We start from the raw sequence: 24,849 nt of genomic DNA on the forward strand, positions 1-24,849 counted from the left end.
CATGCCTTTATTCTTTAACTTTGGTTAAGAAGTATAAAAGCATGGTCGTGCTATCACATAAAAGGGCGAAAAAATGATAAGTAAGATTTGGTTGGTCGGTTTGGTTTCTGTTGGTGTTTTATCTGGGTGTGCAAATAACTCGGCTACGAGATCGCATTTTGTTGATAATTTTCCTACTCAAGGAAGCGAGCTACCTTATTCGGTGTTACGCGATGACTTGGTGGATGGTAAGACGAATATGCCTTTCGAAATCCGCAACGGGGGATTTGGCTCGGCAATGACAGGAAATCCAAATCAAGCGAATCAATTTTACGCTTTGACTGACCGTGGACCAAATGCAAATTATACGGGTGAATATGGTAAAGGTAAGAGCTTTCCTGTGGCGTCTTACACTCCTCGTATTGGACTCTTTGAAGTAGCCGAAAATGGTTCTGTTTTTATGGTCAAAAGTATTTTGTTGAAACGACCTGAAGGGAGTTTGATTTCGGGTTTACCAAATACTTCAGCATTAGGAGGAACTGGTGAAACGCCATATCACGCTAATGGCAAGCCTGTTTTGATGAATGATAATAAACCTTACGATAAAGAGTCTAATCCAATTAAGTTAGATAATTACGGATTAGATGGTGAAGGTCTGGTTGCCCTAAAAGATGGGACTTTTTGGGTGAGTGATGAGTATGGACCACATATTGTCCACTTTGATAGTAATGGTGTTGAGATTGGCCGCATTAATGCCTTTAAAGAAGACAGTCGTGACACATTACATTTGCCTGCGGTATTCCAGAACCGCCGCGCTAATCGTGGCATGGAGGGCTTAGCGGTTACGCCAGACGAGACGACTTTAGTGGGCATTATGCAATCAAGTATGAGAAATCCTGATAAAGCGGCGCAAAAAGGTAATTTGACGCGTATTGTCACGGTGAATTTAAAGAATGGTCAAACCGAGCAGTATCTTTATCGTCAGGAAAAAGCGGAAAACTCCAATTCTGAAATTGCGACACTAACATCGAATAAATTCTTAATCATAGAACGAGATGGTGGCTTTCTTCTCGGTGGTCCCAAGGGCGAAGCGAAGGCGAATGCGAATGTTCAAAAGCATATTTATCGTATTGATTTGATGACAGGAACGCCTCTTTCATCTGTCGTAGAGTCTGGCTCAATCAAGCGAGATTCCCATTATGGTTTGATGATTGATGGGCTGACTTTGGAACAGTTTGTCAATAAAAATGGCTGGGCTGAATTGGCAAAGAAAGGTATAAAACCGGTAAATAAGTCATTGGTTGTTAATATGGTTAAGGCCGTATCTTATCCACATGACAAAATGGAAGGATTGTGGGTGATTGATAGAAATCATGTTGGGGTACTTAATGATGATGATTTTGCTACTTGGTCCACCAAAGGAAAACTGCAGCAAAAATACCTTGATAATACTAGAGTAGATTCCAATCGCCTTTATATTATTAAGGCAGATTTAATGGGGAATTAGTTACTGTTTTATTAAGGTAGACTAAAAAGGAATACTAAATAGTATTCCTTTTTTATGGTGTTTATTCTTGTATGGTTTGTATTTTAGAGTTGAACTTTAGAGCCTCATTAATAATAAAATCTGAAAACAGTTTTACATGGCTAGGTAGCGCTTTGTTTTTTAAACTAACTAAATAAATATCTCTTTCTAAATCGATATCTTCAAAAGGCACAATGGCAATATTTTGGTGTCTAAATTGAAACAAGGTTAATCCACTTGTAATTCCAATGCCATAGTTTGCAGAAATAAGCCCCATCATGGTGGTCAATTGTTGTACTTCTAATGAGTATTTAATTGGCCTCCCATGGCTTTCAAAAAGTTTGTCTGTGTATTGGCGTATGCTGGTACGTTGACTAAATCCAATAAACGGAAATTTATAAAGGTCGTCTAGTGTGACTTTCTTTTTTTGTGCCAGAGGATGATTTACATGGCATAAGAGATAAAATTTATCCGAGAACAGGTAGTGGGAAGAAAAGGTGTTGGTTGCGGGTTGGCTAGCGGTTAGAGCTAAATCGGATTGCCCATTAACAACTGATTTAAGGCATTGATTCCATTGAGTGTCATTCAGTTTTATATGCGTCTGAGGGTGAGTCGTACTGTATTGAGCGAGGATTTCAGGTAGCCATTCTACGGCTAATGACGGCAAAACACTTAAGGTTAATGTGCCATTTTTTCCGGAGGCGCGGGCCGTTATTTCATTGATGGCCTCGTCGTAATCTAGTATGAGGCGTCGCGCTATCTCGATAAAATGAATGCCATTTGCATTCAGTTCTACTTTGCGAGTATCTCTGTCGAAAAGGCGATAACCGATTTCATCTTCAAGGCTGGCAATGATGGTGCTAAAAGCGGGCTGAGAAAGGTTAAAGCGCTTAGCGGCTTGGGTAAAACTGTCATGTTCACTCAGCACTAAAAATGCCCGTAACTGCTTTATTGATAGGTTCATTTTTCTTCTTTTTTGTGTTTTTAAATCGCGTTATTTAACGGTCATATCGCGCTGATATTAACCAGCTAGGCTTTCATCGTCAAATATAAGGTCTCTTACCCCCCAATCTATTTATAAATATAATATGTTTATTTGTTTTATAAATAAATTATTTGATTCTTGTTATTTGAATGTCGAGTAAGTTTATTTGTTTTTTTGATTGGTCTTTATTTATTGTTTAATGCTAAAAATAAACTCACGTTTTGTCCGCTATCAAATTCGAAAGCGGGAGCGTCGCTGCTAAATATAATAATAAAGGAGTTGATCAATGTTGGCATTTTGGGGTTTTTGCACCATAGCGGTGTTGTTGACGCTTATCATGACCAAGCGTATGTCGGTCGTTGTGGCCTTGGTTTTGGTTCCTATCGTGTTTGCTTTGTTGGCGGGCTTAAGTTCGGAGTTGGGTGGCTATATTCTAGCTGGACTGAAAAGCGTCGCACCCACTGGGATTATGCTGACTTTCGCTATCTTATACTTTTCTGTGATGAATGATGCTGGAATGTTTGATCCCATGATTAAAGGGATCATTAAATTCGGTGGTCAAGATCCAACTAAGGTGGCGATTGGTACGGCATTAATCGCCATGCTCGCACATCTGGATGGTTCTGGTGCTTCGACCTTTTTGGTGTGCATTCCAGCCATGATACCGATTTATGATCGATTAGGTATGGACCGAAAAGTGCTTGCCTGTATTGCGGCATTGGGTGCGGGTACGATGAATATACTGCCTTGGGGTGGGCCGACATTACGTGCCTCTTCTTCATTAGGTATTGATATTTCAGAGCTGTTTAATCCAATCATTCCTGCGTTTGGAGCGGGAGTATTAACGGTTCTCGCTGTGGCTTTTTGGTTAGGTAAAAAAGAGAAAACACGCATTGCAAATGCGGGCCCGTTAGGAGGAAGCTCTGCTTCATTTGTTGGAATTGATGATAATGAAGATGAAGAAAAAGCGAGTTTAAAACGCCCGAAGCTATTCTTGTTTAACTTAGCGCTCACAGTAGGAGCTTTGACGGCTCTCGTGACCAAAGCTGTTCCTTTACCGGCCGTATTTGTCATTGCTTTACCTATCGCTTTGTTGGTGAATTACCCAAATGTAAAGCTACAACAAGCTCGTATTAACGCTCATGGCCATGCGGCTATTTTGATGATCTCCATCATTTTTGCTGCTGGCGTTTTCACTGGGATTTTAAAAGGTTCTGGAATGATTAAAGCTTTAGCTACCTCTTTGGTCAGTATTGTTCCGGAAAGTCTAGGCGCGCACTTCCCACTTTTGACTGCGATTACTTCTATGCCAGCCAGTTTGATATTTGATCCTGACTCATACTATTTCGGTGTGTTGCCCGTGCTATCTCATGCGGCAGAAGCTCTAGGAGCGAGCGGTATCGAGGTTGCTCGTGGGGCATTACTTGGGCAAATGACAACCGGTTTTCCTGTTAGCCCTCTGACGGCATCGACTTTCCTATTGGTTGGTTTAGCTGGAGTAGATTTGGCGGATCATCAGAAGAAAACCATTCCATTGGCGTTCTTAGTGACTTTGGTGATGACGTTAGTTGCTGTGATTACAGGTGCATTGAGCATTTAAGCTGAAAGAGAGTAAGTTCCTCATTAGGGATTTGCTCTCTTTGTGGTGCGCTTATCCCGATGTTTTTCTAATACTTTATTGGATCTAATAAGAGCATGAATAAAATCAGAATAGGTTCTGGCGCAGGATACGCTGGAGATCGAATTGAACCAGCAGTTGAGCTGGCAAAAAAAGGTCAATTGGATTATTTGGTATTTGAATGTCTTGCAGAACGAACGATTGCGATCGGTCAGAAGCAAAAAAAACAAGACGCCACTAAAGGTTACAACGAGCTGTTAGAAGCGCGTATGCAAGCTGTTTTACCAAGTTGTTATGAGAATAATATACGTATCGTGACTAATATGGGCGCGGCGAATCCCATTGCTGCGGGGCAATTGGTGATGCGCGTTGCGAAAGAGTTAGGTTTAGCATCTTTTAAAGTCGCCGTGGTTACTGGAGATGATGTATTAACTGAGTTGCAACAATTGGATCTTATGTTGAACGAAGCGGGTATCGCAGTTTCTCAAAGTGGTAAAGATATTTTATCGGCCAATGCTTATATGGGCATTGACGGCTTAGTTGAGGCACTAGAAACGGGGGCCAATATGGTGATTGCTGGTCGAGTGGCTGATCCTTCTTTATTTCTAGCCCCCATGGTTCATGAGTTTGGTTGGTCTCAAGAAGATTGGCACAAATTGGGTAAAGGTACTTGCATTGGCCATTTGCTGGAATGCGCAGGACAAATAACCGGTGGTTATTTTGCCGATCCAGGGATAAAGAATGTGAGTGAGCTAGCCCGACTTGGCTTTCCTTTAGCGGAAGTTGATGCATCAGGCGATGCTGTGATAACCAAGGTTGAAGGTTCCGGTGGCGTAGTGTGTGAGGCAACTTGTAAAGAGCAATTGCTCTATGAAATTCATCGTCCAGATCAATATTTGACGCCCGATGTCGTGGCCGATTTTTCTCAAGTTTCTTTTCAGCAGCAAGGTGAAAACCGTGTTGCCGTAAAGGGAGCGAGTGGTTCTCCTAGAACTGAAACCTTAAAAGTGTCGGTTGGTTACAAGGATGGTTTTATTGGCGAAGGAGAGATTTCTTACGCTGGACCAAATGCGGTGGCCCGAGGTCAATTAGCGCTTGATATCGTAAAAGAGCGTTTTACCGTTTGCGGATTTGACCCGATAGAAGCCCGTTATGACTTGGTTGGGTTAAACGCACTGCATGGTGCAACTCGATCGGCTCAGAGTGACCCCTACGAGGTGCGTGCTCGTGTGGCTGTGCGTTGCTCTACCTTGGAGGATGCTATCTTTGTGGGAAACGAAGTGGAGACCTTATATACCAATGGACCGGCAGGGGGCGGTGGCGTGGCTAAGTCTGCCAAAGCGGTTTTGGCTATGGATTCTTGCTTGATTCCCCGAGATCAAGTGCTTGCAAACATTACCGTCTTAGAGGAGGGAGAATCATGAGGTTAAGGGAAATTGCTCATTCTCGCACCGGTGATAAAGGGAACATTTCTAACATCTCTTTGATTGCTTATGACATGAAGGATTATGACTTTATTAAAGAAGTCGTTACGGTAGAAAAGGTAAAAGAATGGTTTAGCGATATTGTCTTTGGAGAGGTTGTTCGCTATGAGTTACCAGCTATTGGAGCCTTGAATTTTGTGATGTATGAGGCATTAGGGGGTGGTGTGACTCGTTCTTTAGCGCTTGATATACATGGTAAGAGTTTGAGTTCTGCCTTGTTGGATTTGGTTATTTAGTTGATGTTTTCGCCTGCCACCAAGTTGGATGGCAGGTTTTTTTTATCCTCATATTCTTCTTTTCTGCCCTCTCTTAAATTTTACCAGACTAAACGTAATATCCCATTAAAAACTGTATTAATCCCCAAAATTTAGTACATTAAAAACGGTTTGTATGTCTTCTATTCTCTTGATCGTGGACTTTGTCCTAAGACAGTTTGTATGAATTTGGAATTATTATTTTCTATTGCGCCCTATCGTTGGGGATCCATAATAACAGCCATTTTTTGTGGTGTTATTGTTGGTTTAGAACGTCAGTTGCGAGGGAAGCCCGTTGGGATTAGAACCTCGGCGCTGATCGTATTGGGCACTTATGTGTTTATTGCTTCTTCGATGTTTGTCGCTGCTGACACCACGGATCCTTCACGGATTATTGGGCAAGTCATAACAGGCATTGGCTTTCTAGGTGCGGGTGTCATGTTATCAAAAGATGGTGCTGTCATTGGGGTGACCTCAGCGGCAACGATATGGGCTCTTGCGGCGATTGGTGTTTGCATTGCCATTGTTGACTCCTATGTGGCGATAAAGTTGTCCATTATTGTTGTTGCTATACTGTACGGCGTTGATATTCTTGAAGAGTATTCGTCGGCTTTTACTCGTGGAGTGCATTCTAAATTCAGTCGTTGGCGTAAGAGAGACTAAAATGTTATCAGGTTACCGAGTCAGTAGTGATCGTCAAGAAATGGATTTAGAGGCCATTCATGCTTTTATTTCAAGTACCTATTGGGCAGAGGGTATCCCTAAAGAAACGCTAAAAAAAGCGTTAGATAACTCATTGTGTTTTGGTGTATTTACATCGGAAGGTAAGCAAGTTGGTTTCGCGAGGATGATAACGGATCACGCGACCTTTGCGTATTTGGCGGATGTGTTTATTACAGAAGCTCATCGAGGTAAAGGCTTGTCAAAATGGCTGATGCAGGAAGTTCATAATCATCCTTCATTACAAGGTTTACGACGAATATTGCTGGCCACCAGAGACGCTCATAACCTCTACCAACAATATGGCTATGCACCTTTAAGCTCTCCGGCCACTTTCATGCAAAAATGGCAGCCAGACATTTATAAAAAATAGTTGATTCCGCCACTGTCATTAATTTCGCCCTTTATCTACGGAAATAAAGTTTTGTTTTCACTTTATATCGAGAAGAGGTTTTGTCTTTTTTAGTGTTGATGGTTGCGCCTCTGTCTTAGATTATGAAAAAAGACAAAATTCAGTAAGTGATCGCCTTGCACTGTGAACTGAGTAAATCAGACTGAACTATATGCTAGATTCATTGATTATATTGTGATGTGTTGGAAGGAGTTGTTTGATGAGTATAAAAAATAGGTTCATTGTATTTGGTGCTTTATTTTGTAGTTTGGTCGCGTTGCCTGCCACTGCTGCCACATTTGAGGTACCTCGATCTTTTGAAATTATGTATGTTGACCTCGAAAGTTCTTCGCAATTTGGTGATGATTTTAAAGTGGATGTTGGTGAAGGTATTCATCAAATTGTAGTACGTTTTAATAAGCTATTGCGCAGTGGTGGTGACACTGAAAGTTATCAATCGGAGCCTATTGTTCTTGATCTTAAGTTTGAAAAAAACACCTACCTGAGACTCAAAGCCCCTTACATATCAACAAAAAAACAAGCAGAGAGTAATGTTAACAAGCCACAATTTTCCATTATTGATGATATGAGTGGTAATGAAGTAAGTTATCATCAGCAAATGTTACCTGCTAAGTCTGGTTTACAAAATACCCGTGATTATGTTGCGGAGATTGAGCATTTAATGGCTAAAAATCCGTCTAATTTTAACACTCACTCTACGGCCAGTGATTCACCTGTTCCTGCCCCTGTGATTATGGATGACGATGTTGCTTTACCTATGATGAAGTTTTGGTATAACCGATCCGATGAAGCAACCCGCAAAGAAATGCGCATTTGGATAGCTGATAATATGTACAAGCCAAGTGTTGCGAATATTCAGTTAGAAATGTCCAAGTTTTGGTTTAATAAAGCCAATAAAGAAGAGAAAAAAGCGTTTCAAGTTTGGATTGTTCAATAATATTTCAACTCTTGGTAAGTAAGGGTAAAAAGCGTCCAATGTCCATGGACGCTTTTTTGACTATTTCAATTATGTGTGTGCTGTTGTGTTTGAACGAGCAATTTTTTGATTGAATTTGTCGTTGACCCAAAGTGCCAATAATATAATCCCACCGCCGATAGTAAGGCGGACAATGTCGGCATCTCTGTTCCAGAAAATGATATTTACTACTATACCAGCTGGGATAAGAAGGTTGTTGGCGACAGCTAATGTGCCGATATCAACCATGGTCGCGCCTTTATTCCAAGCAAAATAGCCTAACCCAGAAGCCACGACCCCTAAGTAGATTAAAATAGACCACTGAAGCGTGGTTGTTGGAAGTTTATCTGGATTTCCTAATGCTAGATAACATGGAACCACAACGGCTAATGCGCCAAGAAAAAACCATCCAAATACTGTACGTTGTGGAAGATCTGGGCGTTCTTTTGCGATGACGCGTTTGTAACCAACTTGTCCTGCGGCGAAGCAAACGTTGGCTCCTTGAACAATTAACAAACCTTTGATAAAGCCTTCATCTATTCCTTGATAACGAATAGCCACTGCTCCAAGAATGGCCAAAACGGCACTGATTGCAAAACCTATATTTAAACGGCGATCCAGCATGTCATTAATCAAGGTAACATACAGTGGCGTCATCACAGTAAAAAGTAAGACTTCCGGAACTGACAAGTACAAGAAAGACTGATAATAAAAACCGTACATGATTCCGAGTTGTAACGCCCCACATACCATTAATTTAAACGCCACATTAGCTTCAATTTGGCGAAGTTTAAGAAATGGTAAAAAGACGACTGTAGCAAGCGCTACACGCATTAATACAGAGAACCAAGCATCGACTTGACCTGCTAGATAAACTCCAATCAAGCTAAAAGAAAACGCCCACAGAATGGTGACAGCAATAAGTATTGGCATGTGAATATTTCCAAGTAAAAATTTTCGTAGAGTTTACCGACTAATTGCGTCATGGTAAAACAGTTTACTTTTATATTTTTTTCAGTTTACTAGTGTTTTATTTTTGTCCTTTTTTGCTATGGGTCTTTTTATCTGCAATATTGGCTGAAAAGTGATTTTATTTAGAGAGTTTGGGTTTTATTGATTTAGTTTGTAGGTGAACAGTATTACTCCTTTGAGGGGCGTAAAACCTTGATCTAGATTAATAATTTTATATCTCACCCTGTTACCTTTTTTGACACAGATATTTTGTTTGATCTCAAAAAAGGAAACGATTATGAAAGCTTTACTTCTTCCTGCCGCTGCTCTGGTTTCTGCACTTTGCTCACCTATGGTGTTAGCTCATAATGCGGGCGATTTTTTTGTTCGTGGTGGTTTAGCGACAGTGATGCCAAACGAAAGTAGTGATTACGTTACAGGTTCAGATGAATTAGAAATTAATAATGATACTCAAGTGGGGGTAACTTTTACCTACATGTTGACAGAGCAGTTTGGTGTCGAGTTGTTAGCGGCGACACCTTTTACTCATACTGTGTCAACTAAAAGTTTGGGTGATGTTGCCGAGGTCTCACATTTGCCGCCTTCGGTAATGGCACAATATTACTTTGGTAAAGCTAACAGCCAAGTTCGTCCTTACGTGGGGGCAGGCTTAAATTACACTGTCTTCTTTGATGAAAAAGCTAAAGGTACTGTTGTTACAGATGTGGATTTAGATAACTCTTTTGGTTTGGCGGCTCAAGTCGGTGTTGACGTTAACTTTGCTGAGAACTGGTTTGCCAATGCGTCGCTTTGGTATATGGATATTAATACAGATGTTCATACTAATGCTGGAACCTTTGATACTGATATTGACCCTATTACCTTTATGGCTGGTGTGGGTTATACCTTCTAAGAAGGTGTCGTTGAAAATAGCGAAGGCTTTAATCTTAGGATTAAAGCCTTTTTTATTGTGCTATTTCTGTAGGTTAAGGTAGGATTTTTAAATTTAGAATTATTCTGGAAAACCATGTCCTTATCTTTTATTGCTGAGTTTGAATCTCTTTGTCTGTCCTTTCTAAAGAGCCAAGAGCAGGCGGATGCCGCCCATGACATTGCTCATATTAAACGAGTAGTTAAAGTCGCCAAACAATTAGCGAGTGAAGAAAATGCGAATTTGGCTATCGTGATACCTGCGGCTTATTTGCATGATTGTGTCTCTTTACCTAAAAATCATCCTAATCGTCATTTGGCTTCCACATGGGCTGGTGAGAAAGCCATAGAATTTTTAGTGTCAGTTCATTACCCCAATGAGTACCATCAAGCGATTTATCATGCCATTCAAGCTCATAGTTTTAGTGCCAATATTAGAGCTACAACCCTCGAAGCGAAAATAGTACAAGACGCAGACCGTTTGGACGCATTGGGAGCCATTGGTATTGCCCGTTGTATGCAAGTAAGTGGTGCCCTCAATCGTGCTTTGTATGCAATAGAGGACCCTTTTTGTGAGAAGCGAGAACCTGATGATGCTTTGTATTCGATCGATCACTTTTTTACTAAATTATTCACAATAGCCGATAGCTTGAACACGCCCTCGGCTCAGTTAGAAGGGAAAAGGCGAGAGGCCGTGATGCACGATTTTTTGAATAGTTTGGCATTAGAACTGTAACTGGATGAGTGTCTATTTTGGACTATTGATGGCGTCTAAATTATTGAGCATTTTTGTGCCTATCTTTAAGAATATCTGCAGCTCATCATCGCTCACATTCGCTCTCATTCCTTTTAGAATGGCAAGATCTGCGGCAGCCAATTGGTGGTAAAGGTTTAGGCCTTTATCTGTCAATAACAGAAACTGGCTGCGCTTATCATTTGGGTTGGGGCATTTGATTACTAATTCTTGGTTCATGACTTCTTGCACTAGTCGAGTTACTTGACCTTTATCCCTTCCAGTTGTATCGGCAAGGTAATTTGCCGTGCAGTTTTCTGTCTCATGAATTTGTTTCAATATCATAAAATACAAGGGTGAGAGGGTTAAGCCATTCCCTTTCATAGTATTTTTCATTGATGTCTTTAGTCCACCGATCGTATCCATAAAAAGGCTTTGTAGTTCTAATTCGTAATCTGGCATTGAGTCTTTCCTATTTGTCGACAAAGTCAACTATGGTGATTGTAGTTGACTTTGTCAATTTTAGTTGTCGCGATAGGAGGTTCTTTACCCTTCTTAATGACTTGGAACAATATTGGTTTTTCTGCTGGTTTTATATCGGCTTGGATTTCTTCATTTGCCTTGTGTGTTTTATGCATTGCGCCAATTGGTGGTGTGATTGCCTTTCTTGTGAATCGTCTTGTTGACTTGATTTTGACTAATTTGTCTTCGCTGAGAAAAAATGTAGCTTTTGGGGTGATCATGGCGGTAGTGATGGAGTCAATTATGGCGGTCGTAACCACTGTAAATTTACATGGTTTCATACAGCTAAGCGAATTAGTTAGTTTTTGGCTGACGACCTTTGTTTCCGCGCTACCTGCTGGATTGGTGATTTCGGTATTGATGTCTTTAGTAATTAAGCCTAAATTGGCGACTTTTTGGGCTAAACCTGCTTAAACACTGAAAATTAAGACAGTACGGCAACGGACTTTATTTGAGCAAAGAGGGTTTGACCAATTTCTAATTTTAGATGATGAGCGGATAAGGCGGTTATTTTCGCTAAAATTGGGGTGCTGCCTACTAACAAACGCACCATCACTAAGCTTGGATCTTTAGCGTCTTTTTGTAAATCATCAATTTGCACTGAAAGTCTATTGAGTATGCTTGAGTCATCCTGTGCACTTCGAGATAAGCTGACATCTTTCGATTGAATTCTTAATCTTACTTGGTCGCCTATTTTTTCATGACCTTTCTTGAAAGCGATGGTTTGGTTTTCAAAGCTAAGCCATGAAAGCCCCCATTTCTCTTCTTGCCTCGTAACATGGCCGGAAACCACAACACTGGCATCCTGATAGCGAGAAAATGAAGTGCCCAGCTTTCCTAATAGAGCTTGAATTTCGCCTTCTTCTTTAACTCGACCTTTTTCTAATACCACCATATAGTCTGCTAGGCGAATCACTTCATCTAACGAGTGACTGACATATAACACCGGTATATTGGCATAGCGGCAAACTTTATCCAGATAGGGGAGGATTTCTTGTTTTAATGCTTCATCTAGGGCCGCTAAAGGTTCATCCATTAGCAATAATTTAGGTTGAATTAATAGTGCTCTAGCGATGGCTATGCGTTGACGTTCTCCACCTGATAATTGCGCTGGGTACTGAGGTAGAATGTTTTTAATATCCAATAGTCGAATTATGTCAGAGTAGGCAATAGTTGACTTGGTATGATCGGCACGCTTAATGGCAAACTGAAGATTTTGAGCCGCAGTAAGGTGTGGAAATAAGTTAGCATCTTGAAAAACGAAGCCAATTGGACGTTTATGAGCGGCGAGTGAGTGATTGCCAGCCTGCCATGCTTCTTTATTCAAATAGATATTACTTTGATGATTTTTCTCTAAACCAGCAATGCAGCGAAGTAAAGTCGTTTTTCCCGAACCAGATTGGCCGAATAGCGCGGTAACCCCCTTGTTTGGTAATTGTAAATCGACTTCTAGCGAAAACGTAGATGGTGCAGGGTGTTGGTGTTTAATTTGGATCGTCAAAGTTGTCATAGCACACCATCAGACATAGCTTTATTTTTTTGTTGTTTTTTTGAACTGTATAAGAAGGCTAGAACAATAAAAGCAAAACCAATCATTAATAACGAGAGTGCATGCGCTTGGTCATACTCTAACGCTTCAACATGATCATAAATTTGTATAGAAATTACTCTGGTTTCATTCGATATATTTCCACCAATCATCAGCACCACGCCAAATTCCCCCACAGTATGAGCAAAACCTAAAATAGCGGCACTGATGTACCCTGGCTTTGCTAATGGAATCGCAATATGGAAAAAGCGATCCCAAGGTGAAGAACGAAGTGTTGCTGCCGCTTCAAGTGGCTTGTCTCCCATAGCAATGAAAGCATTTTGAATAGGTTGGACAACGAAAGGCAATGAATAAAACATGGAAGCGATCACAAGGCCAGAAAAACTAAAAGGCAGAGGAGATACTCCAAGATTATGTAATAGTTTTCCCGCTGGACCTTCAGGGCCAAGAAAGATCAATAGGTAAAAACCTAAAACAGTAGGTGGGAGTACGAGAGGCATAGCGACGATGGCATTAATTGGGCCCTTTAGCCAAGATTTAGTTCTGGCTAACCACCAAGCAATGGGAGTACTGATGATAATAAGTAATAGTGTGACAACCGTCGCCAGCTTTAGGGTCAGCCATATAGCGGTAATGTCTTCTGAACTTAATGTCATAACCGCTCTTTCCTACTCTAACTCAGAGGCATAGCCAAACGTTGCTATTTTATCTTGGGTATCTGGGCGAATTAAAAATGCCATGAAGGACTGAGCAAGTTCAATTCTTTTAGACCTAGTTAAGATGACGGCAGCTTGGTTTATTTCACTGTATAAGGATCTTGGAATTGGCATTGTCCAGCCTTGGGGGTTGGTCGCTAATACCTGCGAAAAAGCGACGAAGCCGATATCTGCATTTTGCGAATAAACGAACTGATAGGTTTGTCCTATGTTTTCACCTTGGACTATTTTTTTCTTTAGAACATCCCAAACAGTTAGGTTTTGTAGTGTTTCTTTGGCTGCTTTGCCATATGGGGCCAGTTTGGGGTTAGCGATGGCGATGCGCCGCGAATTTAATAAAACCTGTTTTAGGTCTGAAGAGTTCAGAGGTTTTAAAGACCAAAGTGCTAACTGACCTCTGGCATAAACCTGAAAACTATCGGGCAGCGCCAGTTGTTTTTTAATAAGTGCTTTAGGCTTTGTCGTATCTGCAGACAAGAAAATATCGTAAGGAGCCTGGTTGTTGATTTGGGCAAAAAGCTTCCCCGAGGAACCAAATGATAATTGAATGGAGTGGCCTGTTTCCTGCTCAAAATCGGCTGCGAGTTGTTTGATTGGAGAAATGAAGTTAGAGGCTACTGCTAAATTTAGCTCGGCGGCGAGTGAACTGGTTGATGTAAAAATAAAAAATAAAGAAAACAAGGTCGCTAAATGCCGGAAAAGAAATCTAGATTTGGTCTCTTTAGACGCCTTGCTTTGCATATATTTTATCAACTTGAAAGTAGATTAGCGGTTAAGCTAAAAGTAAATAACAGTTACCTTGCTCTATCCCTACGATGGCTTTTTTAAGGTGACTGCCTTGGCATGGTCCTGTAATACATGAACCATCAGAAGGTGAAAAAAGCGCCCCGTGATGATGGCATTTTAAGTAGTCGCCTCCTTCATCTAATGCTTGCTCTGCGAGTTTATTGAGCGGCTTATTTTGGTGAGGGCAGCTATTTTCATAAGCAAGGATTTGACCCTTTTGCTTGGTAATTAAAAAATTGTATTTTTCCACTTTAATTGTAAGCGCTTTGCCTTCGGGAAGGTTTTGCGCATTAGGTATAAGATGCTTATTAAACACGTGATTACCGCACTTTTTAACAATGAATGTTGTTTATTTTAAGAGAATTGACGCTTTCCATAATCACTTACAAAAGAATATGTGATCATAACGATCGTGTTCTAGTGGTGGTTTCTTTCAATTCTGTGGCTGACGGTGACGATTGATTTAAGGAAAATGTCAGTTAAATAAACTTTCCGTGAGCGATGACTCTAAAGTGCTACGATGAATGAGTCAATATGCAAGAATTGAGTTAGTTGTTTTTTGCTCGTTGCTTGCTCCCAGTAAGCTCCTTATACTTGCCCGCTATGACTAAAAAAACTCAAGCAAAATCTTCGCGTAAGCCTTCATCTCGTTCGAAAAAAACCGTTAAATCTTCCAGGTTGAAGAGGGTAGTTCGTTTCTGTTTTAAATGGGGATTAATTATTGCTCTTGTTGGCTCTATTCCCTTTGCGGCTTGGGTTTGGTGGTTGAATGGGCAAGTTGTTAGCCGCTTTGAAGGACAGAAATGGCAAGTTCCTTCAGAGGTATACAGTGCTCCCATAATTTTATCCAGCGGTGCTCCTTGGAAAAAACAAGATCTAGAAAACTTACTTGAAGAAACAGGGTATCGCTTTGGTCGTAATAGTCAAAAAGTGGGGTGGGCTGCTCGTAGTAAAACCAAAGTAAGTGCCCACTTGCGTTCTTATGTTGATCACCTTGGTTTCCATGAAAGTGAAAGACGGATCTTTTCTTTTCAAAAAGGCCGTTTAATTATTCAGGCTCTTAATGGTGACAACATAGCCGAAGCCAGAATTGAGCCCCAGCGCATTGGCTTCTTGTATGGTGGTAATACCGAACGTCGTGATATCTTAACTTATGATGAAATCCCCAAGCCTTTAATCGATATTTTGATCGCGGTAGAAGATCAAGACTTTTATCATCATTGGGGTATTTCTTTCACCGGTATTGCCCGCGCTATTGTGGTGAATATGACGCATGGCTCTCGTCGACAGGGAGGGTCTACTCTCACTCAGCAACTTGTTAAGAATATGTTCTTAAGTTCAGAACGAACTTACAGCCGTAAATTAACGGAAGTGATCATGAGTGTGTTGCTTGAATATCATTATTCAAAGGAAGCAATTATCACGGCTTACATGAATGAAGTGTACTTAGCTCAGTTGGGTAGCAGCGCTTTACATGGTTTTGCTGCTGCCAGTGAGCATTTTTTTGGTCGTCCAATTAACGAACTTAATATTGATGAAATTGCACTGTTAGTTGGTATGGTGAAGGGACCGTCTTTATATAATCCTGAGCGTTCGCCAAATCGAGCTAAGGCGCGGCGCAATACTGTGTTAGCGATACTAAAAGATCAAGGGCGCTTATCGACGGCAGATTATAATAGTCTTGTAAAACAACCGATTCGTTTGGCTGATAAGAAAAAAGAGCGTTCTATTTATGGGGATTATTTGGATCTTGTGGCGATGCAATTATCCCGTGATTTTGATGAGACAACCTTAGCAACGAAAAATCTACGTATTTACACCGGGGTTGATATTCGAGCGCAACGCGCTGCTAGTGCGGCGATGCAACGCCAAGTCGCAGCACTAGAAAAACGTGATACTAGACTGGAAGGTTTGCAGGGCGCCATGGTGGTAACGGATAGATTAACCGGCCAGGTCCGCGCCATTGTTGGTTCCAGTGGGCAGTATTACACGGGATTCAATAGGGCCTTGGGGGCGGTAAGACCGATCGGATCATTGGTAAAACCGCCACTTTATCTTTCAGCTTTAGCTACAGGGCGTTACACCTGGTGGTCTGAGATCGAAGATAAGCGCTTGCGTTTCAATGTTGGTGGACAAGTGTGGCAGCCTGAAAATTACGACAGAAAAACTCATGGTACTGTGCATTTATTTGAAGCCATGGCTAAATCTTATAATTTAGCAACGGTGTCTCTTGCACATCAGATTGGTTTTGATCGAGTTGGAGATACACTGCGTCAATTGGGAGTGAAGCGTCCTTTTACCATGCATCCTGCTATGGCGCTTGGAGCCTTGGAGTTATCGCCATTTGAAGTGTCACGTTTGTATCAACCAATTGCGTCAGAAGGAAAAAGCAGTGAGCTTGGCGTTGTCTTGGCGGTGATGGATCAAAATGATCGTTTAATGAAGCGCTTTGACCGGCAAAACGCTGTGCCTTTTACCGATGCTTTGTTGGCTGTGACATTGGATGGCATGACTAAAACACCGAAAATTGGAACCGCTCGTGCCGCTCAAGCGGCTTTCCCTGATTTAAGGTTTGCCGCTAAAACAGGGACAACTAATCAGCAAAAAGACAGTTGGTATGTTGGTATTACCGGTGATTATTCTTCTACGATATGGCTTGGTGATGACGACAATGTGCCGTTAAGTATCACTGGCAGTAGTGGAGCTCAGAAGGTTTGGATCGATTTTACTCGCCACGTAAACCCGAGATCATTGCCAGAGGCGCTACCGAGTGGCGCTGCACGTTACAATGTACTGAATGATAAGTTCGAAATTGCGGCAGAACGTTGTGATAATAAAACGAATTTGGCCTTTCTTTTAGGAACTGAGCCTAAAGAGAGTAGTGCCTGTTTTTGGCCATTTTAAAAGGCTTTAAGGAATCATTTTAAATGCAGATTGATAATTGCTACGATGTTATATAGCTTCATAAAAAATTGAAAATTAATCAATTAGTTATTGTTTATCATTGACTTAAGCTTTAGGGCACTGTTGTGGAAGGATGTATTAAGGCAATTTGGGAAAGTCGTCTAATAAGGAGGTATTTTCGCCTCTTTATTAATAACCACCTAGTAGATTCTAAAGATATAGTTACACTTATGGTTTGAAATTTATTTATAAGGGAGCGGCTCTTTATGTTGCTGCGTACTCAGATTATTTACTCTCTGCTGGCGATGCTTTTTTTGAATGCTGCAGTGGCTTTGGGCGAAGAGGATCCTTCTTCCACTAAGCAGTGTACTTCTTTAACTGCGTCAGGTAACTCCGAATACCCTCCCTTTTTATGGCGTGAGACTTCGACTTCAGATGACCTTCAGGGGGTAAATCGCTTTTTCATTGATGAGCTGAGTCGCCGAATTAACATACCCATTAAGCTTATTTATGTCGGTCCTTGGTCGCGAGCTCAATCGGAAGTGAAAAATGGCCGTGTTGATTTATTGGCTGGAGCTTTTTATACCAATGAGCGGTCAGATTATATGGATTACTTTATGCCCGTTATCTTGCATACCAATAGCGTTGTTTGGCAGCGAAAAGGCAGTATGTTTCCTTTTACTAAAAAAGAGGATTTAGAAGGGAAGTGGGGCGTTACTGTTATTGACAACAGCTTTGGTCAGGAATTTGATCATTATGCCCAGCGGCATCTGAATATTTTGTCTGTATCGAGTGTATCGCAAGCTTTACGTATGCTAGCCGCTGACCGAGTCGACTATGTTTTGTATGAACGAAACCCTGCATATGCCTACGCTGTAAAATTAGGTTTATCAGATTCCATTGTTCCCGTTTTACCTTATATAAGTAGTGAAGGTCTGTATTTGACCATGTCCAAGAGGTCATCCTGTAATACCAGTGAGATTAAGCATAAGATCGCCGTTGCTTTGCAAAAAATGCAACAAGATGGTTATACCGAGAAAGCCTTAATTAAAGGTATAGAGGCATGGGAAAAGCATAGCCGTACAGAGTTATCTTTGAAGTGATAAAGCAAGCTGGACTATCCAGCTTGCTTTATTGGATTTTATTTGCTGAGTAAGGTTTGATATAAATCAATCCATTGGTCAGTTACAGCTTCCCAGCTGTAGTCATAACTCATTGCATTTTTTTGTCTTTCCTGCCAACTTTGTTGGTCATAGAAACAAGCAATACAGCGTTCCATTGCTTCTTGCAAAGAGTGGACAGAGGCTTCCTTAAATACAAAACCATTCTGTCTGTTACCTTCTTCAAAAACAGTATCGGCTAATCCGCCTGTTTTTCTCACCACAGGTAACGTTCCATACTTAAGGGCATAGAGCTGGGTTAAACCGCAAGGCTCAAATCGTGATGGAATAAGCAGGGCATCGATACCCGCCTGAATGCGGTGGGAATAATCTTCAAAATAACCAATACGCACAGAGACTTGATCAGGGTAGTTTTTTTGTAGTTCTAAATAGCCTGACTCTAAGTTCTTATCTCCTGAGCCTAGAACGATGAGTCGAGCCCCTTTTTCTAGCATCGCAGGCATGGCTTCTAATATAAGGTCCAGTCCTTTTTGCTCCGTTAATCGGCTGATAACACCAAAAAGTGGCTGCTCAACGTCTTCCGATAAGTTATTTTCTTTCAGTAAGGCGAGTTTATTTAAGCGCTTTTGATCTAACGAATTTTGATTATAACGATGTGGGATGAGAGTGTCTTTTTCCGGTGACCATTGGTCATAGTCAACACCATTTAAAATGCCGGATAATTTGTCTTGCATGGCCCTGAGGGTTCCGTCCAAACCATCACCATATTCTGGCGTAAGGATCTCTTGGGCGTAAGTCGGACTCACCGTTGTAACCGCATCGGCATACACTAAACCCGCTTTAAGACCTGAGAACCGGCCATAAAATTCCATCCCATGCATGCTGAGTAGTTCTGGTGATAAATGGGTGGCAGGAAATTGATCCATATCAAAACTACCGTTATAACGTAAATTATGAACGGTGGTGACGACGGGAATATGTTCAGTTTTCCAACTTTCTAAATACGCAGCAGCAAAGCCTGTTTGCCAATCATTTAAATGTAGTATATCTGCTTGCCAATCTATCAGGCTGCCATTTGCTGCAAGGGTGGCTGCAGCCCACGATAAGGCTGCAAAGCGAATGTGGTTGTCTGCAAAATCTACTCCCCTTTTATCAACGTAAGGTCCGTCTTCGCGCTCGTAAAGTGCTTGGCACTGTAGTAACCAAATAGGGGTATCGTTTGCAGGAATATGCGACTCTAATAGTAATAAATCTCCAACTCCAAAAGGGTTTCCTAAGTTGATTCTCTTTTGAATAGGCGCTACCTTTTCTAATATACCTTGATAGGCAGGCATGATTAATTTGACATCATGTCCTTTTTTTCTCAAAGCAACAGGTAGGGCGCCAGCAACATCGGCTAATCCGCCAGTCTTAATTAAGGGGTAAATTTCAGAGGCTGCAAATAGTATTTTCATTATTAGGCATCTTATTGATTTGGAATAATGTTAAGAGTATACCTAATTGAAACTTCGATAAGAGTGTGTTGATAAAAATTTTAAGGGCATCACATGGATTTAAATACGGCGCGCATGAAAACTTTGTCCATTATTTTGGCCGGTGGACGTGGTTCAAGATTAAAGCAATTAACTGATAATCGTTCTAAGCCTGCAGTTCCTATTGCGGGTAAGTATAAAATAATCGACTTCCCCCTTTCTAACTGTATCAACTCAGGCATGCGGCGTATTGCTGTTCTGACTCAATATCGATCCCATACCCTTAATCAGCATGTGCAGAGAGGATGGAATTTTTTACGCTCAGACTTTAATGAGTTTATTGAGCTCTGGCCTGCTCAGCAGCAAACAGGTAGTGACTGGTATCGTGGTACGGCTGATGCGGTTTATCAAAACTTGACTATGATTGAAGGCTTGGAGAGTGAATACATTCTGATTCTTGCTGGTGATCATGTTTATAAGCAAGACTACAGTGTGATGTTGCAAGAGCATATTGAGAGTGGTGCTGACGTGACGGTGGCTTGCATTCAAGTGCCAGTAAATGAAGCGGATCAATTCGGCATCATGCATGTTGATGAAGACGATAATATTATAGCTTTTGAAGAAAAACCTTCTAATCCTCCTACTATGCCTGGTAAGCCAGATGTTTCTCTTGCGAGTATGGGGATCTATATTTTTAATACTAAATTTTTGTCAGAGAACTTATGTTCTGATGCACATGATGATGCGTCAAGTCATGACTTCGGCAAAGACCTGATTCCTCTATTTGTTGGTCGTAGTAAAATAAAGGCTCATCATTTTGCAAATAGCGTCATTGATAATAAAAGTTATCCAGATACGCCATACTGGCGAGATGTAGGGACTTTGACCGCTTATTGGGAAGCCAATATGGATTTAACTCGATTGGTTCCCGAATTGGATTTGTATGATGAAGAGTGGCCAATTCGAACGGCTCAGTATCAGCGTCCAGCGGCCAAATTTAATTACAATTATGAAGAGCGAATTGGTACAGCATTAAATTCTGTTGTCTCGGCTGGTTGTATTGTATCTGGCTCTACGGTTGAACAATCCATATTATTTAATAATGTTCGAGTCAATTCGTATTCTCATGTTAATAAATCTGTTGTCCTTCCTCGGTGTGATATAGGGCGTCACTGTCGATTGAGTAAAGTCGTGGTCGACTCTGATTGTCATATTCCTGAAGGAACGGTTATTGGTGAAGATCCTATTGCTGATGCCGCTCGTTTCTATCGAAATTCGGATGGCATTACATTAGTGACGCAGGGGATGATTGAAGCTTTGTCTGATTGAATGCTTTATAGAGTGTTAACTTTTCTGGAAAGCCGCTTTTTGAGCGGCTTTTATCATTTAGGCTAGAATAAATTTTTCTGATGAATAGTAATCTTAAGTTTATTACCCATTAGATCTTGAAAAAACGCAAAGTGGTCGCATTAGTAGTTTGCATATTTATTTGCCTTTGGTTATCCCCGCAACCTGTGGATAACCCTATTAGTGAATCTATGATAACTCGCGCAAAGGTAGTAGTTGTGGTGCTTTGCGTATGAGTGTTCATTTCTTCTTCAGTCTTGAGCTTATCGTACATTATTTTTTGAATATATGTATTTTTACCTACCTAGTTAGGAGTTTTTATGTTTACGGGGATTGTTCAGGGTACGGCAACGGTTAAACAGGCCAGTCAAATTGGGCGAAACAAGCGCCTAGAAATAGTTTTTCCTGCTGGGGTGATGATTAGTCAGCAGTTAGGCGCCAGTGTCTCGATAAATGGCGTATGTCTTACAGTCGCAGAAATAGGACATGATGTTCTGACATTTGATGTAATTGATACGACGTTAGCGTTAACGAATATCGGACTTTTACAATCTGGGGATGTGGTTAATTTCGAACGAGCAGCTAAGATGGGCGATGAAGTTGGTGGTCATGTTATGTCTGGCCATATTATGACGTCTGTCAGTGTGTCTCGTATTGAGAAAATTGAAGAAAGTGTCCACATTCGCTTTTCGACCGATCGTCAATATGAAGTAGATGCAAGACGTTATTTATTCAATAAAGGCTATGTGGGGTTGAATGGTGCGAGTTTAACAATAAGTGATATTGGTGATGACTGGCTGGAAGTCTCTTTAATCCCTGAAACACTTAGATTAACAACATTTGGCTCTTTGTCTCTGAGTGATCGGGTGAATTTAGAGATAGATGCACATACTCAGGCGACGGTGGATACGGTAGAGCGTATTTTAAAAGAACGAGGGATTGTTTTACCGTAAAGCAGGTTAAAGTATCGATTTTCTTGAGTATGGCCTCTTGTCATTGAAATAAATGGAGTCCTTGCTGGATTTTCGGTAGAATGCTCGCCAATTTCTATCCTGAAAATCTGTTGATAAGTTGTTTCGTTAAGTTGTCATCATTATGACGCTTATTTTTTTGCCATCGCGATAAATAATGTGCATATGTGACTGGTTTATCAACAGGTGATCGTTCAAATATCGCTTTTAAAGTGTGAGTAAATAGTGTCTTCCAATAATCTTAAGCACATACGCAATTTTAGTATTATCGCCCATATTGACCATGGTAAGTCCACCTTAGCTGATCGTTTCATTCAGACTTGTGAAGGCTTGAGCGAGCGTGAGATGTCGGCTCAGGTTCTTGATTCAATGGATATTGAACGTGAACGAGGCATCACCATCAAAGCACAGAGTGTGACGTTGGATTACCATGCAAAAGATGGTCAAGTTTATCAATTAAACTTTATTGATACGCCTGGACATGTGGACTTCTCTTATGAAGTATCCCGCTCCTTGGCTGCCTGTGAAGGGGCATTGCTGGTGGTCGATGCGGCTCAAGGGGTTGAAGCTCAGTCTGTAGCAAACTGTTATACGGCTATTGAGCAAGGTCTTGAAGTAATGCCGGTATTAAACAAAATCGACTTGCCTCAAGCTGAGCCAGAGCGAGTTTGTGCTGAGATTGAAGAGATCATTGGTATTGACGCGATGAATGCTGTGACCTGCTCAGCCAAAACAGGGATGGGCGTTGATGATGTTCTTGAGCGCTTAGTTGCTACTGTGCCGCCGCCAGAAGGTGATGTTGACGCGCCGCTTCAAGCACTGATTATCGATTCATGGTTTGACAATTATTTAGGTGTCGTCTCTTTAGTGCGTATTAAACAAGGTACGTTGCGTAAAAAAGACAAAATTTATATAAAATCAACGAAGCAAACTCACCCTGTTGATATGACTGGTATTTTCACACCAAAGCGTAAAGAAACAGGTGTTCTTCGAGCTGGTGAAGTAGGCTATGTTGTCGCTGGTATCAAAGACATCCATGGTGCGCCAGTGGGCGATACCATTACGCATACTGCTACTCCAGATGTTCCTCAGTTAGCAGGGTTTCAAAAAGTGAAGCCACAAGTTTATGCCGGTGTTTTTCCTGTAAGCTCTGATCAATACGAAGATTTTCGTGTGGCTTTGGACAAACTGACATTAAATGATGCGTCTTTGTTTTTTGAACCTGAAAGCTCCGATGCACTAGGTTTTGGTTTCCGTTGCGGTTTCTTAGGGATGCTGCATATGGAAATCATTCAAGAGCGTTTAGAGCGTGAATACGATTTAGATTTGATTACAACGGCGCCAACGGTTGTATTTGAGGTTGAGTTAAACAATGGTGAGGTTATTAATGTAGATAGCCCGTCTAAGATGCCTGATCCTGGCACCATTAAAGAAATGCGTGAGCCTATTGTTGAAGCAAATATTTTAGTACCACAAGAATATTTGGGTAATGTTATTACTTTGTGTGTTGAAAAGCGTGGCGTTCAAAAAGACATGTTATATGTCGGCCGACAAGTTCAGTTACGTTACGAGCTTCCGATGAATGAAGTGGTCATGGATTTCTTTGATAAGCTGAAGTCGTGTAGTCGTGGTTTTGCGTCTTTAGATTATAGTTTCTCTCACTTTAGTCCTGCCCCTTTGTGTCGCTTGGATATCTTGATCAACGGTGAGCGTGTAGATGCATTGGCTCTGATTATGCACAAAGACAATGTGCAGTTTAGAGGGCGTGCTTTATGTGAAAAAATGAAAGACCTTATCCCTCGCCAGATGTTTGATGTTGCTATTCAAGGGGCTGTTGGTGCGAAAATTATTTCACGTACAACAGTTAAAGCTTTGCGTAAGAACGTTATCGCCAAGTGTTATGGTGGTGACGTAAGTCGTAAGAAAAAATTGTTGCAGAAGCAGAAAGAAGGTAAAAAACGTATGAAACAGGTTGGTAACGTAGAAGTGCCACAATCTGCTTTCCTTGCGGTTTTACAGCTTGATAGCTAGCCAGATAATCAAAGGGTGTGTTATGTCACACCCTGATGGAGAAATGAAGTATGGGTTTTGATTTCGAATTGATACTGGCCATTGCGTTTTTGGTGACAGGTGCCTTCTGGGTTTACGATCGTATTGTCTATTTGCCGAAGCGCAAGGTGGTATTGGCAAATATGCCAACAGAAACACGAGCGGCTTTAAATAAAGATGCTCAACAACGATTGGCCGAAACGCCTAAGTTTGTCGTGGAAGTAAAGTCATACTTCATCATTATTGCTGTTATTTTTGGTTTACGCTCTTTTGTGGTGGAGCCTTTCCAGATTCCATCTGGTTCTATGCTGCCAACTCTAAAGATCGGTGATTTTATACTGGTTAATAAATTTGATTACGGTCTTCGTTTACCTGTTCTTAATACGACAATTATCCCTACTACTGAACCAAAACGGGGTGATGTTGTTGTTTTCAAATATCCCCTCGATCCTAGTCTAAACTATATTAAGCGTCTTGTTGGATTGCCTGGCGATCGAGTTAGTTATCACAATAAAGTGTTGACAGTAAACGGTAAGAAAGTAAGTAAAGAGTTTTTAGCTAAGTTGCCTATTTCATTGAACCCTAATCAAGAACCAGTTGAGTTGTTTAGTGAAAACTTAGGTGGAGTACAGCACGATATTTACAATAGTTATCGATTTACCCCTCATGAAGGTGAATGGATTGTTCCCGAAGGGCATTATTTTGTGATGGGAGATAACAGAGATAATAGTGCCGACAGCCGTTTTTGGGGATTTGTTCCTGATCAGAATATGAAGGGGCGTGCATTTTATGTGTGGCTGCATTGGGACAAGTTTTTTAGTATCCCAAGTTTTAAAAATAATGGTTTGATTGAATAAGTATTTTTT

The 24,849-nt window shown here is 41.1% G+C and carries 24 protein-coding genes; 16 read left to right on the forward strand and 8 right to left on the reverse strand.

Annotated elements, in window-relative coordinates:
* Window positions 1–73 precede the first annotated feature (73 nt).
* Window positions 74–1,486, forward strand: coding sequence for an esterase-like activity of phytase family protein (locus tag C0J08_RS05045; RefSeq protein WP_212655017.1), 1,413 nt, complete (start codon window positions 74–76; stop codon window positions 1,484–1,486).
* 61 nt (window positions 1,487–1,547) lie between these two features.
* On the opposite strand, the gene C0J08_RS05050 is transcribed toward C0J08_RS05045, so the two are convergent.
* Complete coding sequence (locus tag C0J08_RS05050; protein WP_212655018.1) at window positions 1,548–2,468, reverse strand: LysR family transcriptional regulator; 921 nt, start codon at window positions 2,466–2,468, stop codon at window positions 1,548–1,550.
* 307 nt (window positions 2,469–2,775) lie between these two features.
* Between C0J08_RS05050 and C0J08_RS05055 the strand changes: the two genes are divergently transcribed.
* From C0J08_RS05055 to C0J08_RS05080, 6 genes are all read left to right on the forward strand, one after another.
* Window positions 2,776–4,089: a CitMHS family transporter gene (locus C0J08_RS05055; RefSeq protein WP_212655019.1), complete on the forward strand. Its 1,314-nt coding sequence runs from the start codon at window positions 2,776–2,778 to the stop codon at window positions 4,087–4,089.
* 95 nt (window positions 4,090–4,184) lie between these two features.
* Window positions 4,185–5,531, forward strand: coding sequence for an acyclic terpene utilization AtuA family protein (locus tag C0J08_RS05060; RefSeq protein ID WP_212655020.1), 1,347 nt, complete (start codon window positions 4,185–4,187; stop codon window positions 5,529–5,531).
* On the forward strand, window positions 5,528–5,827 hold the full coding sequence (locus C0J08_RS05065; protein WP_212655021.1) for an AtuA-related protein: 300 nt from the start codon (window positions 5,528–5,530) through the stop codon (window positions 5,825–5,827). Before C0J08_RS05060 ends, C0J08_RS05065 begins: the two co-directional genes overlap by 4 nt.
* 201 nt (window positions 5,828–6,028) lie before the next feature.
* On the forward strand, window positions 6,029–6,508 hold the full coding sequence (locus tag C0J08_RS05070) for an MgtC/SapB family protein (protein ID WP_212655022.1): 480 nt from the start codon (window positions 6,029–6,031) through the stop codon (window positions 6,506–6,508).
* A 1-nt stretch (window position 6,509) separates the two neighbouring features.
* A complete protein-coding gene (locus C0J08_RS05075) occupies window positions 6,510–6,938 on the forward strand; it encodes a GNAT family N-acetyltransferase (RefSeq protein WP_212655023.1) in 429 nt (142 codons plus the stop codon).
* Window positions 6,939–7,176: 238 nt separating this feature from the next.
* A complete protein-coding gene (locus C0J08_RS05080; protein ID WP_212655024.1) occupies window positions 7,177–7,914 on the forward strand; it encodes a YccT family protein in 738 nt (245 codons plus the stop codon).
* A gap of 69 nt (window positions 7,915–7,983) precedes the next feature.
* Here C0J08_RS05080 and C0J08_RS05085 read toward each other — a convergent pair whose 3' ends face one another.
* The gene (locus C0J08_RS05085) at window positions 7,984–8,865 is read right to left on the reverse strand and encodes a carboxylate/amino acid/amine transporter (protein WP_212655025.1); all 882 of its coding nucleotides are present in this window, start codon (window positions 8,863–8,865) and stop codon (window positions 7,984–7,986) included.
* Window positions 8,866–9,181: 316 nt separating this feature from the next.
* On the opposite strand from C0J08_RS05085, the gene C0J08_RS05090 reads away from it, so the two are divergent.
* Together C0J08_RS05090 and C0J08_RS05095 are read left to right on the forward strand one after the other, a co-directional pair.
* Window positions 9,182–9,796: an OmpW family outer membrane protein gene (locus C0J08_RS05090; protein ID WP_212655026.1), complete on the forward strand. Its 615-nt coding sequence runs from the start codon at window positions 9,182–9,184 to the stop codon at window positions 9,794–9,796.
* 114 nt (window positions 9,797–9,910) lie between these two features.
* Window positions 9,911–10,549, forward strand: coding sequence for an HD domain-containing protein (locus tag C0J08_RS05095; RefSeq protein WP_212655027.1), 639 nt, complete (start codon window positions 9,911–9,913; stop codon window positions 10,547–10,549).
* Between the two features lie 12 nt (window positions 10,550–10,561).
* Here C0J08_RS05095 and C0J08_RS05100 read toward each other — a convergent pair whose 3' ends face one another.
* The gene (locus C0J08_RS05100) at window positions 10,562–11,008 is read right to left on the reverse strand and encodes a MarR family winged helix-turn-helix transcriptional regulator (protein ID WP_212655028.1); all 447 of its coding nucleotides are present in this window, start codon (window positions 11,006–11,008) and stop codon (window positions 10,562–10,564) included.
* Between the two features lie 45 nt (window positions 11,009–11,053).
* Here C0J08_RS05100 and C0J08_RS05105 point away from each other — a divergent pair, with 45 nt between their 5' ends.
* Window positions 11,054–11,482, forward strand: coding sequence for a DUF2798 domain-containing protein (locus tag C0J08_RS05105; protein ID WP_249344514.1), 429 nt, complete (start codon window positions 11,054–11,056; stop codon window positions 11,480–11,482).
* Between the two features lie 10 nt (window positions 11,483–11,492).
* On the opposite strand, the gene modC is transcribed toward C0J08_RS05105, so the two are convergent.
* Genes modC through C0J08_RS05125 form a run of 4 tightly spaced genes read right to left on the reverse strand, consistent with a single transcriptional unit; the run spans window position 11,493 to window position 14,435 of the window.
* The gene (modC, locus tag C0J08_RS05110) at window positions 11,493–12,578 is read right to left on the reverse strand and encodes a molybdenum ABC transporter ATP-binding protein (RefSeq protein ID WP_212655029.1); all 1,086 of its coding nucleotides are present in this window, start codon (window positions 12,576–12,578) and stop codon (window positions 11,493–11,495) included.
* Entirely contained in the window at window positions 12,575–13,273 is a 699-nt protein-coding gene (modB, locus tag C0J08_RS05115) for a molybdate ABC transporter permease subunit (RefSeq protein WP_212655030.1), read from the reverse strand. Before modB ends, modC begins: the two co-directional genes overlap by 4 nt.
* A 12-nt stretch (window positions 13,274–13,285) precedes the next feature.
* On the reverse strand, window positions 13,286–14,074 hold the full coding sequence (gene modA / locus C0J08_RS05120) for a molybdate ABC transporter substrate-binding protein (RefSeq protein WP_212655031.1): 789 nt from the start codon (window positions 14,072–14,074) through the stop codon (window positions 13,286–13,288).
* Between the two features lie 31 nt (window positions 14,075–14,105).
* On the reverse strand, window positions 14,106–14,435 hold the full coding sequence (locus C0J08_RS05125) for a Rieske (2Fe-2S) protein (protein ID WP_212655032.1): 330 nt from the start codon (window positions 14,433–14,435) through the stop codon (window positions 14,106–14,108).
* A 362-nt stretch (window positions 14,436–14,797) separates the two neighbouring features.
* On the opposite strand from C0J08_RS05125, the gene C0J08_RS05130 reads away from it, so the two are divergent.
* The gene (locus C0J08_RS05130; RefSeq protein ID WP_249344516.1) at window positions 14,798–17,023 is read left to right on the forward strand and encodes a transglycosylase domain-containing protein; all 2,226 of its coding nucleotides are present in this window, start codon (window positions 14,798–14,800) and stop codon (window positions 17,021–17,023) included.
* Window positions 17,024–17,289: 266 nt separating this feature from the next.
* On the forward strand, window positions 17,290–18,126 hold the full coding sequence (locus C0J08_RS05135; RefSeq protein ID WP_212655034.1) for a substrate-binding periplasmic protein: 837 nt from the start codon (window positions 17,290–17,292) through the stop codon (window positions 18,124–18,126).
* Window positions 18,127–18,164: 38 nt separating this feature from the next.
* Here the strand turns inward: C0J08_RS05135 and glgA are convergent, their stop codons facing one another.
* Complete coding sequence (gene glgA, locus C0J08_RS05140) at window positions 18,165–19,598, reverse strand: glycogen synthase GlgA (protein ID WP_212655035.1); 1,434 nt, start codon at window positions 19,596–19,598, stop codon at window positions 18,165–18,167.
* A 93-nt stretch (window positions 19,599–19,691) separates the two neighbouring features.
* Between glgA and glgC the strand changes: the two genes are divergently transcribed.
* From glgC to lepB, 4 genes are all read left to right on the forward strand, one after another.
* Complete coding sequence (glgC, locus tag C0J08_RS05145; protein WP_212655036.1) at window positions 19,692–20,945, forward strand: glucose-1-phosphate adenylyltransferase; 1,254 nt, start codon at window positions 19,692–19,694, stop codon at window positions 20,943–20,945.
* Between the two features lie 338 nt (window positions 20,946–21,283).
* Window positions 21,284–21,916: a riboflavin synthase subunit alpha gene (locus tag C0J08_RS05150; RefSeq protein ID WP_212655037.1), complete on the forward strand. Its 633-nt coding sequence runs from the start codon at window positions 21,284–21,286 to the stop codon at window positions 21,914–21,916.
* Window positions 21,917–22,159: 243 nt separating this feature from the next.
* Window positions 22,160–23,965 carry a translation elongation factor 4 gene (lepA, locus tag C0J08_RS05155; RefSeq protein ID WP_212655038.1) on the forward strand — a complete coding sequence of 602 codons (1,806 nt, stop codon included), beginning with the start codon at window positions 22,160–22,162 and terminating at the stop codon, window positions 23,963–23,965.
* A 50-nt stretch (window positions 23,966–24,015) separates the two neighbouring features.
* Window positions 24,016–24,840: a signal peptidase I gene (gene lepB, locus C0J08_RS05160; protein ID WP_212655039.1), complete on the forward strand. Its 825-nt coding sequence runs from the start codon at window positions 24,016–24,018 to the stop codon at window positions 24,838–24,840.
* The last annotated feature ends 9 nt before the right edge of the window (window positions 24,841–24,849 follow it).

Origin of the sequence: Marinomonas sp. CT5, assembly GCF_018336975.1 — a bacterium.
In the GTDB taxonomy this organism is placed as follows: Bacteria; Pseudomonadota; Gammaproteobacteria; order Pseudomonadales; family Marinomonadaceae; genus Marinomonas.

Bases quoted from the DNA above. Each gene is read 5' to 3' on its own strand.
- C0J08_RS05050 (WP_212655018.1), bottom strand. From the start codon at position 2,468: ATGAACCTATCAATAAAGCAGTTACGGGCATTTTTAGTGCTGAGTGAA.
- modC (WP_212655029.1), bottom strand. From the start codon at position 12,578: ATGACAACTTTGACGATCCAAATTAAACACCAACACCCTGCACCATCT.
- lepB (WP_212655039.1), top strand. From the start codon at position 24,016: ATGGGTTTTGATTTCGAATTGATACTGGCCATTGCGTTTTTGGTGACA.
- C0J08_RS05075 (WP_212655023.1), top strand. From the start codon at position 6,510: ATGTTATCAGGTTACCGAGTCAGTAGTGATCGTCAAGAAATGGATTTA.
- C0J08_RS05045 (WP_212655017.1), top strand. From the start codon at position 74: ATGATAAGTAAGATTTGGTTGGTCGGTTTGGTTTCTGTTGGTGTTTTA.
- C0J08_RS05080 (WP_212655024.1), top strand. From the start codon at position 7,177: ATGAGTATAAAAAATAGGTTCATTGTATTTGGTGCTTTATTTTGTAGT.
- C0J08_RS05070 (WP_212655022.1), top strand. From the start codon at position 6,029: ATGAATTTGGAATTATTATTTTCTATTGCGCCCTATCGTTGGGGATCC.
- C0J08_RS05090 (WP_212655026.1), top strand. From the start codon at position 9,182: ATGAAAGCTTTACTTCTTCCTGCCGCTGCTCTGGTTTCTGCACTTTGC.
- C0J08_RS05055 (WP_212655019.1), top strand. From the start codon at position 2,776: ATGTTGGCATTTTGGGGTTTTTGCACCATAGCGGTGTTGTTGACGCTT.
- modA (WP_212655031.1), bottom strand. From the start codon at position 14,074: ATGCAAAGCAAGGCGTCTAAAGAGACCAAATCTAGATTTCTTTTCCGG.
- modB (WP_212655030.1), bottom strand. From the start codon at position 13,273: ATGACATTAAGTTCAGAAGACATTACCGCTATATGGCTGACCCTAAAG.
- C0J08_RS05135 (WP_212655034.1), top strand. From the start codon at position 17,290: ATGTTGCTGCGTACTCAGATTATTTACTCTCTGCTGGCGATGCTTTTT.
- glgA (WP_212655035.1), bottom strand. From the start codon at position 19,598: ATGAAAATACTATTTGCAGCCTCTGAAATTTACCCCTTAATTAAGACT.
- C0J08_RS05060 (WP_212655020.1), top strand. From the start codon at position 4,185: ATGAATAAAATCAGAATAGGTTCTGGCGCAGGATACGCTGGAGATCGA.
- glgC (WP_212655036.1), top strand. From the start codon at position 19,692: ATGGATTTAAATACGGCGCGCATGAAAACTTTGTCCATTATTTTGGCC.
- C0J08_RS05095 (WP_212655027.1), top strand. From the start codon at position 9,911: ATGTCCTTATCTTTTATTGCTGAGTTTGAATCTCTTTGTCTGTCCTTT.
- C0J08_RS05085 (WP_212655025.1), bottom strand. From the start codon at position 8,865: ATGCCAATACTTATTGCTGTCACCATTCTGTGGGCGTTTTCTTTTAGC.
- C0J08_RS05150 (WP_212655037.1), top strand. From the start codon at position 21,284: ATGTTTACGGGGATTGTTCAGGGTACGGCAACGGTTAAACAGGCCAGT.
- C0J08_RS05065 (WP_212655021.1), top strand. From the start codon at position 5,528: ATGAGGTTAAGGGAAATTGCTCATTCTCGCACCGGTGATAAAGGGAAC.
- C0J08_RS05100 (WP_212655028.1), bottom strand. From the start codon at position 11,008: ATGCCAGATTACGAATTAGAACTACAAAGCCTTTTTATGGATACGATC.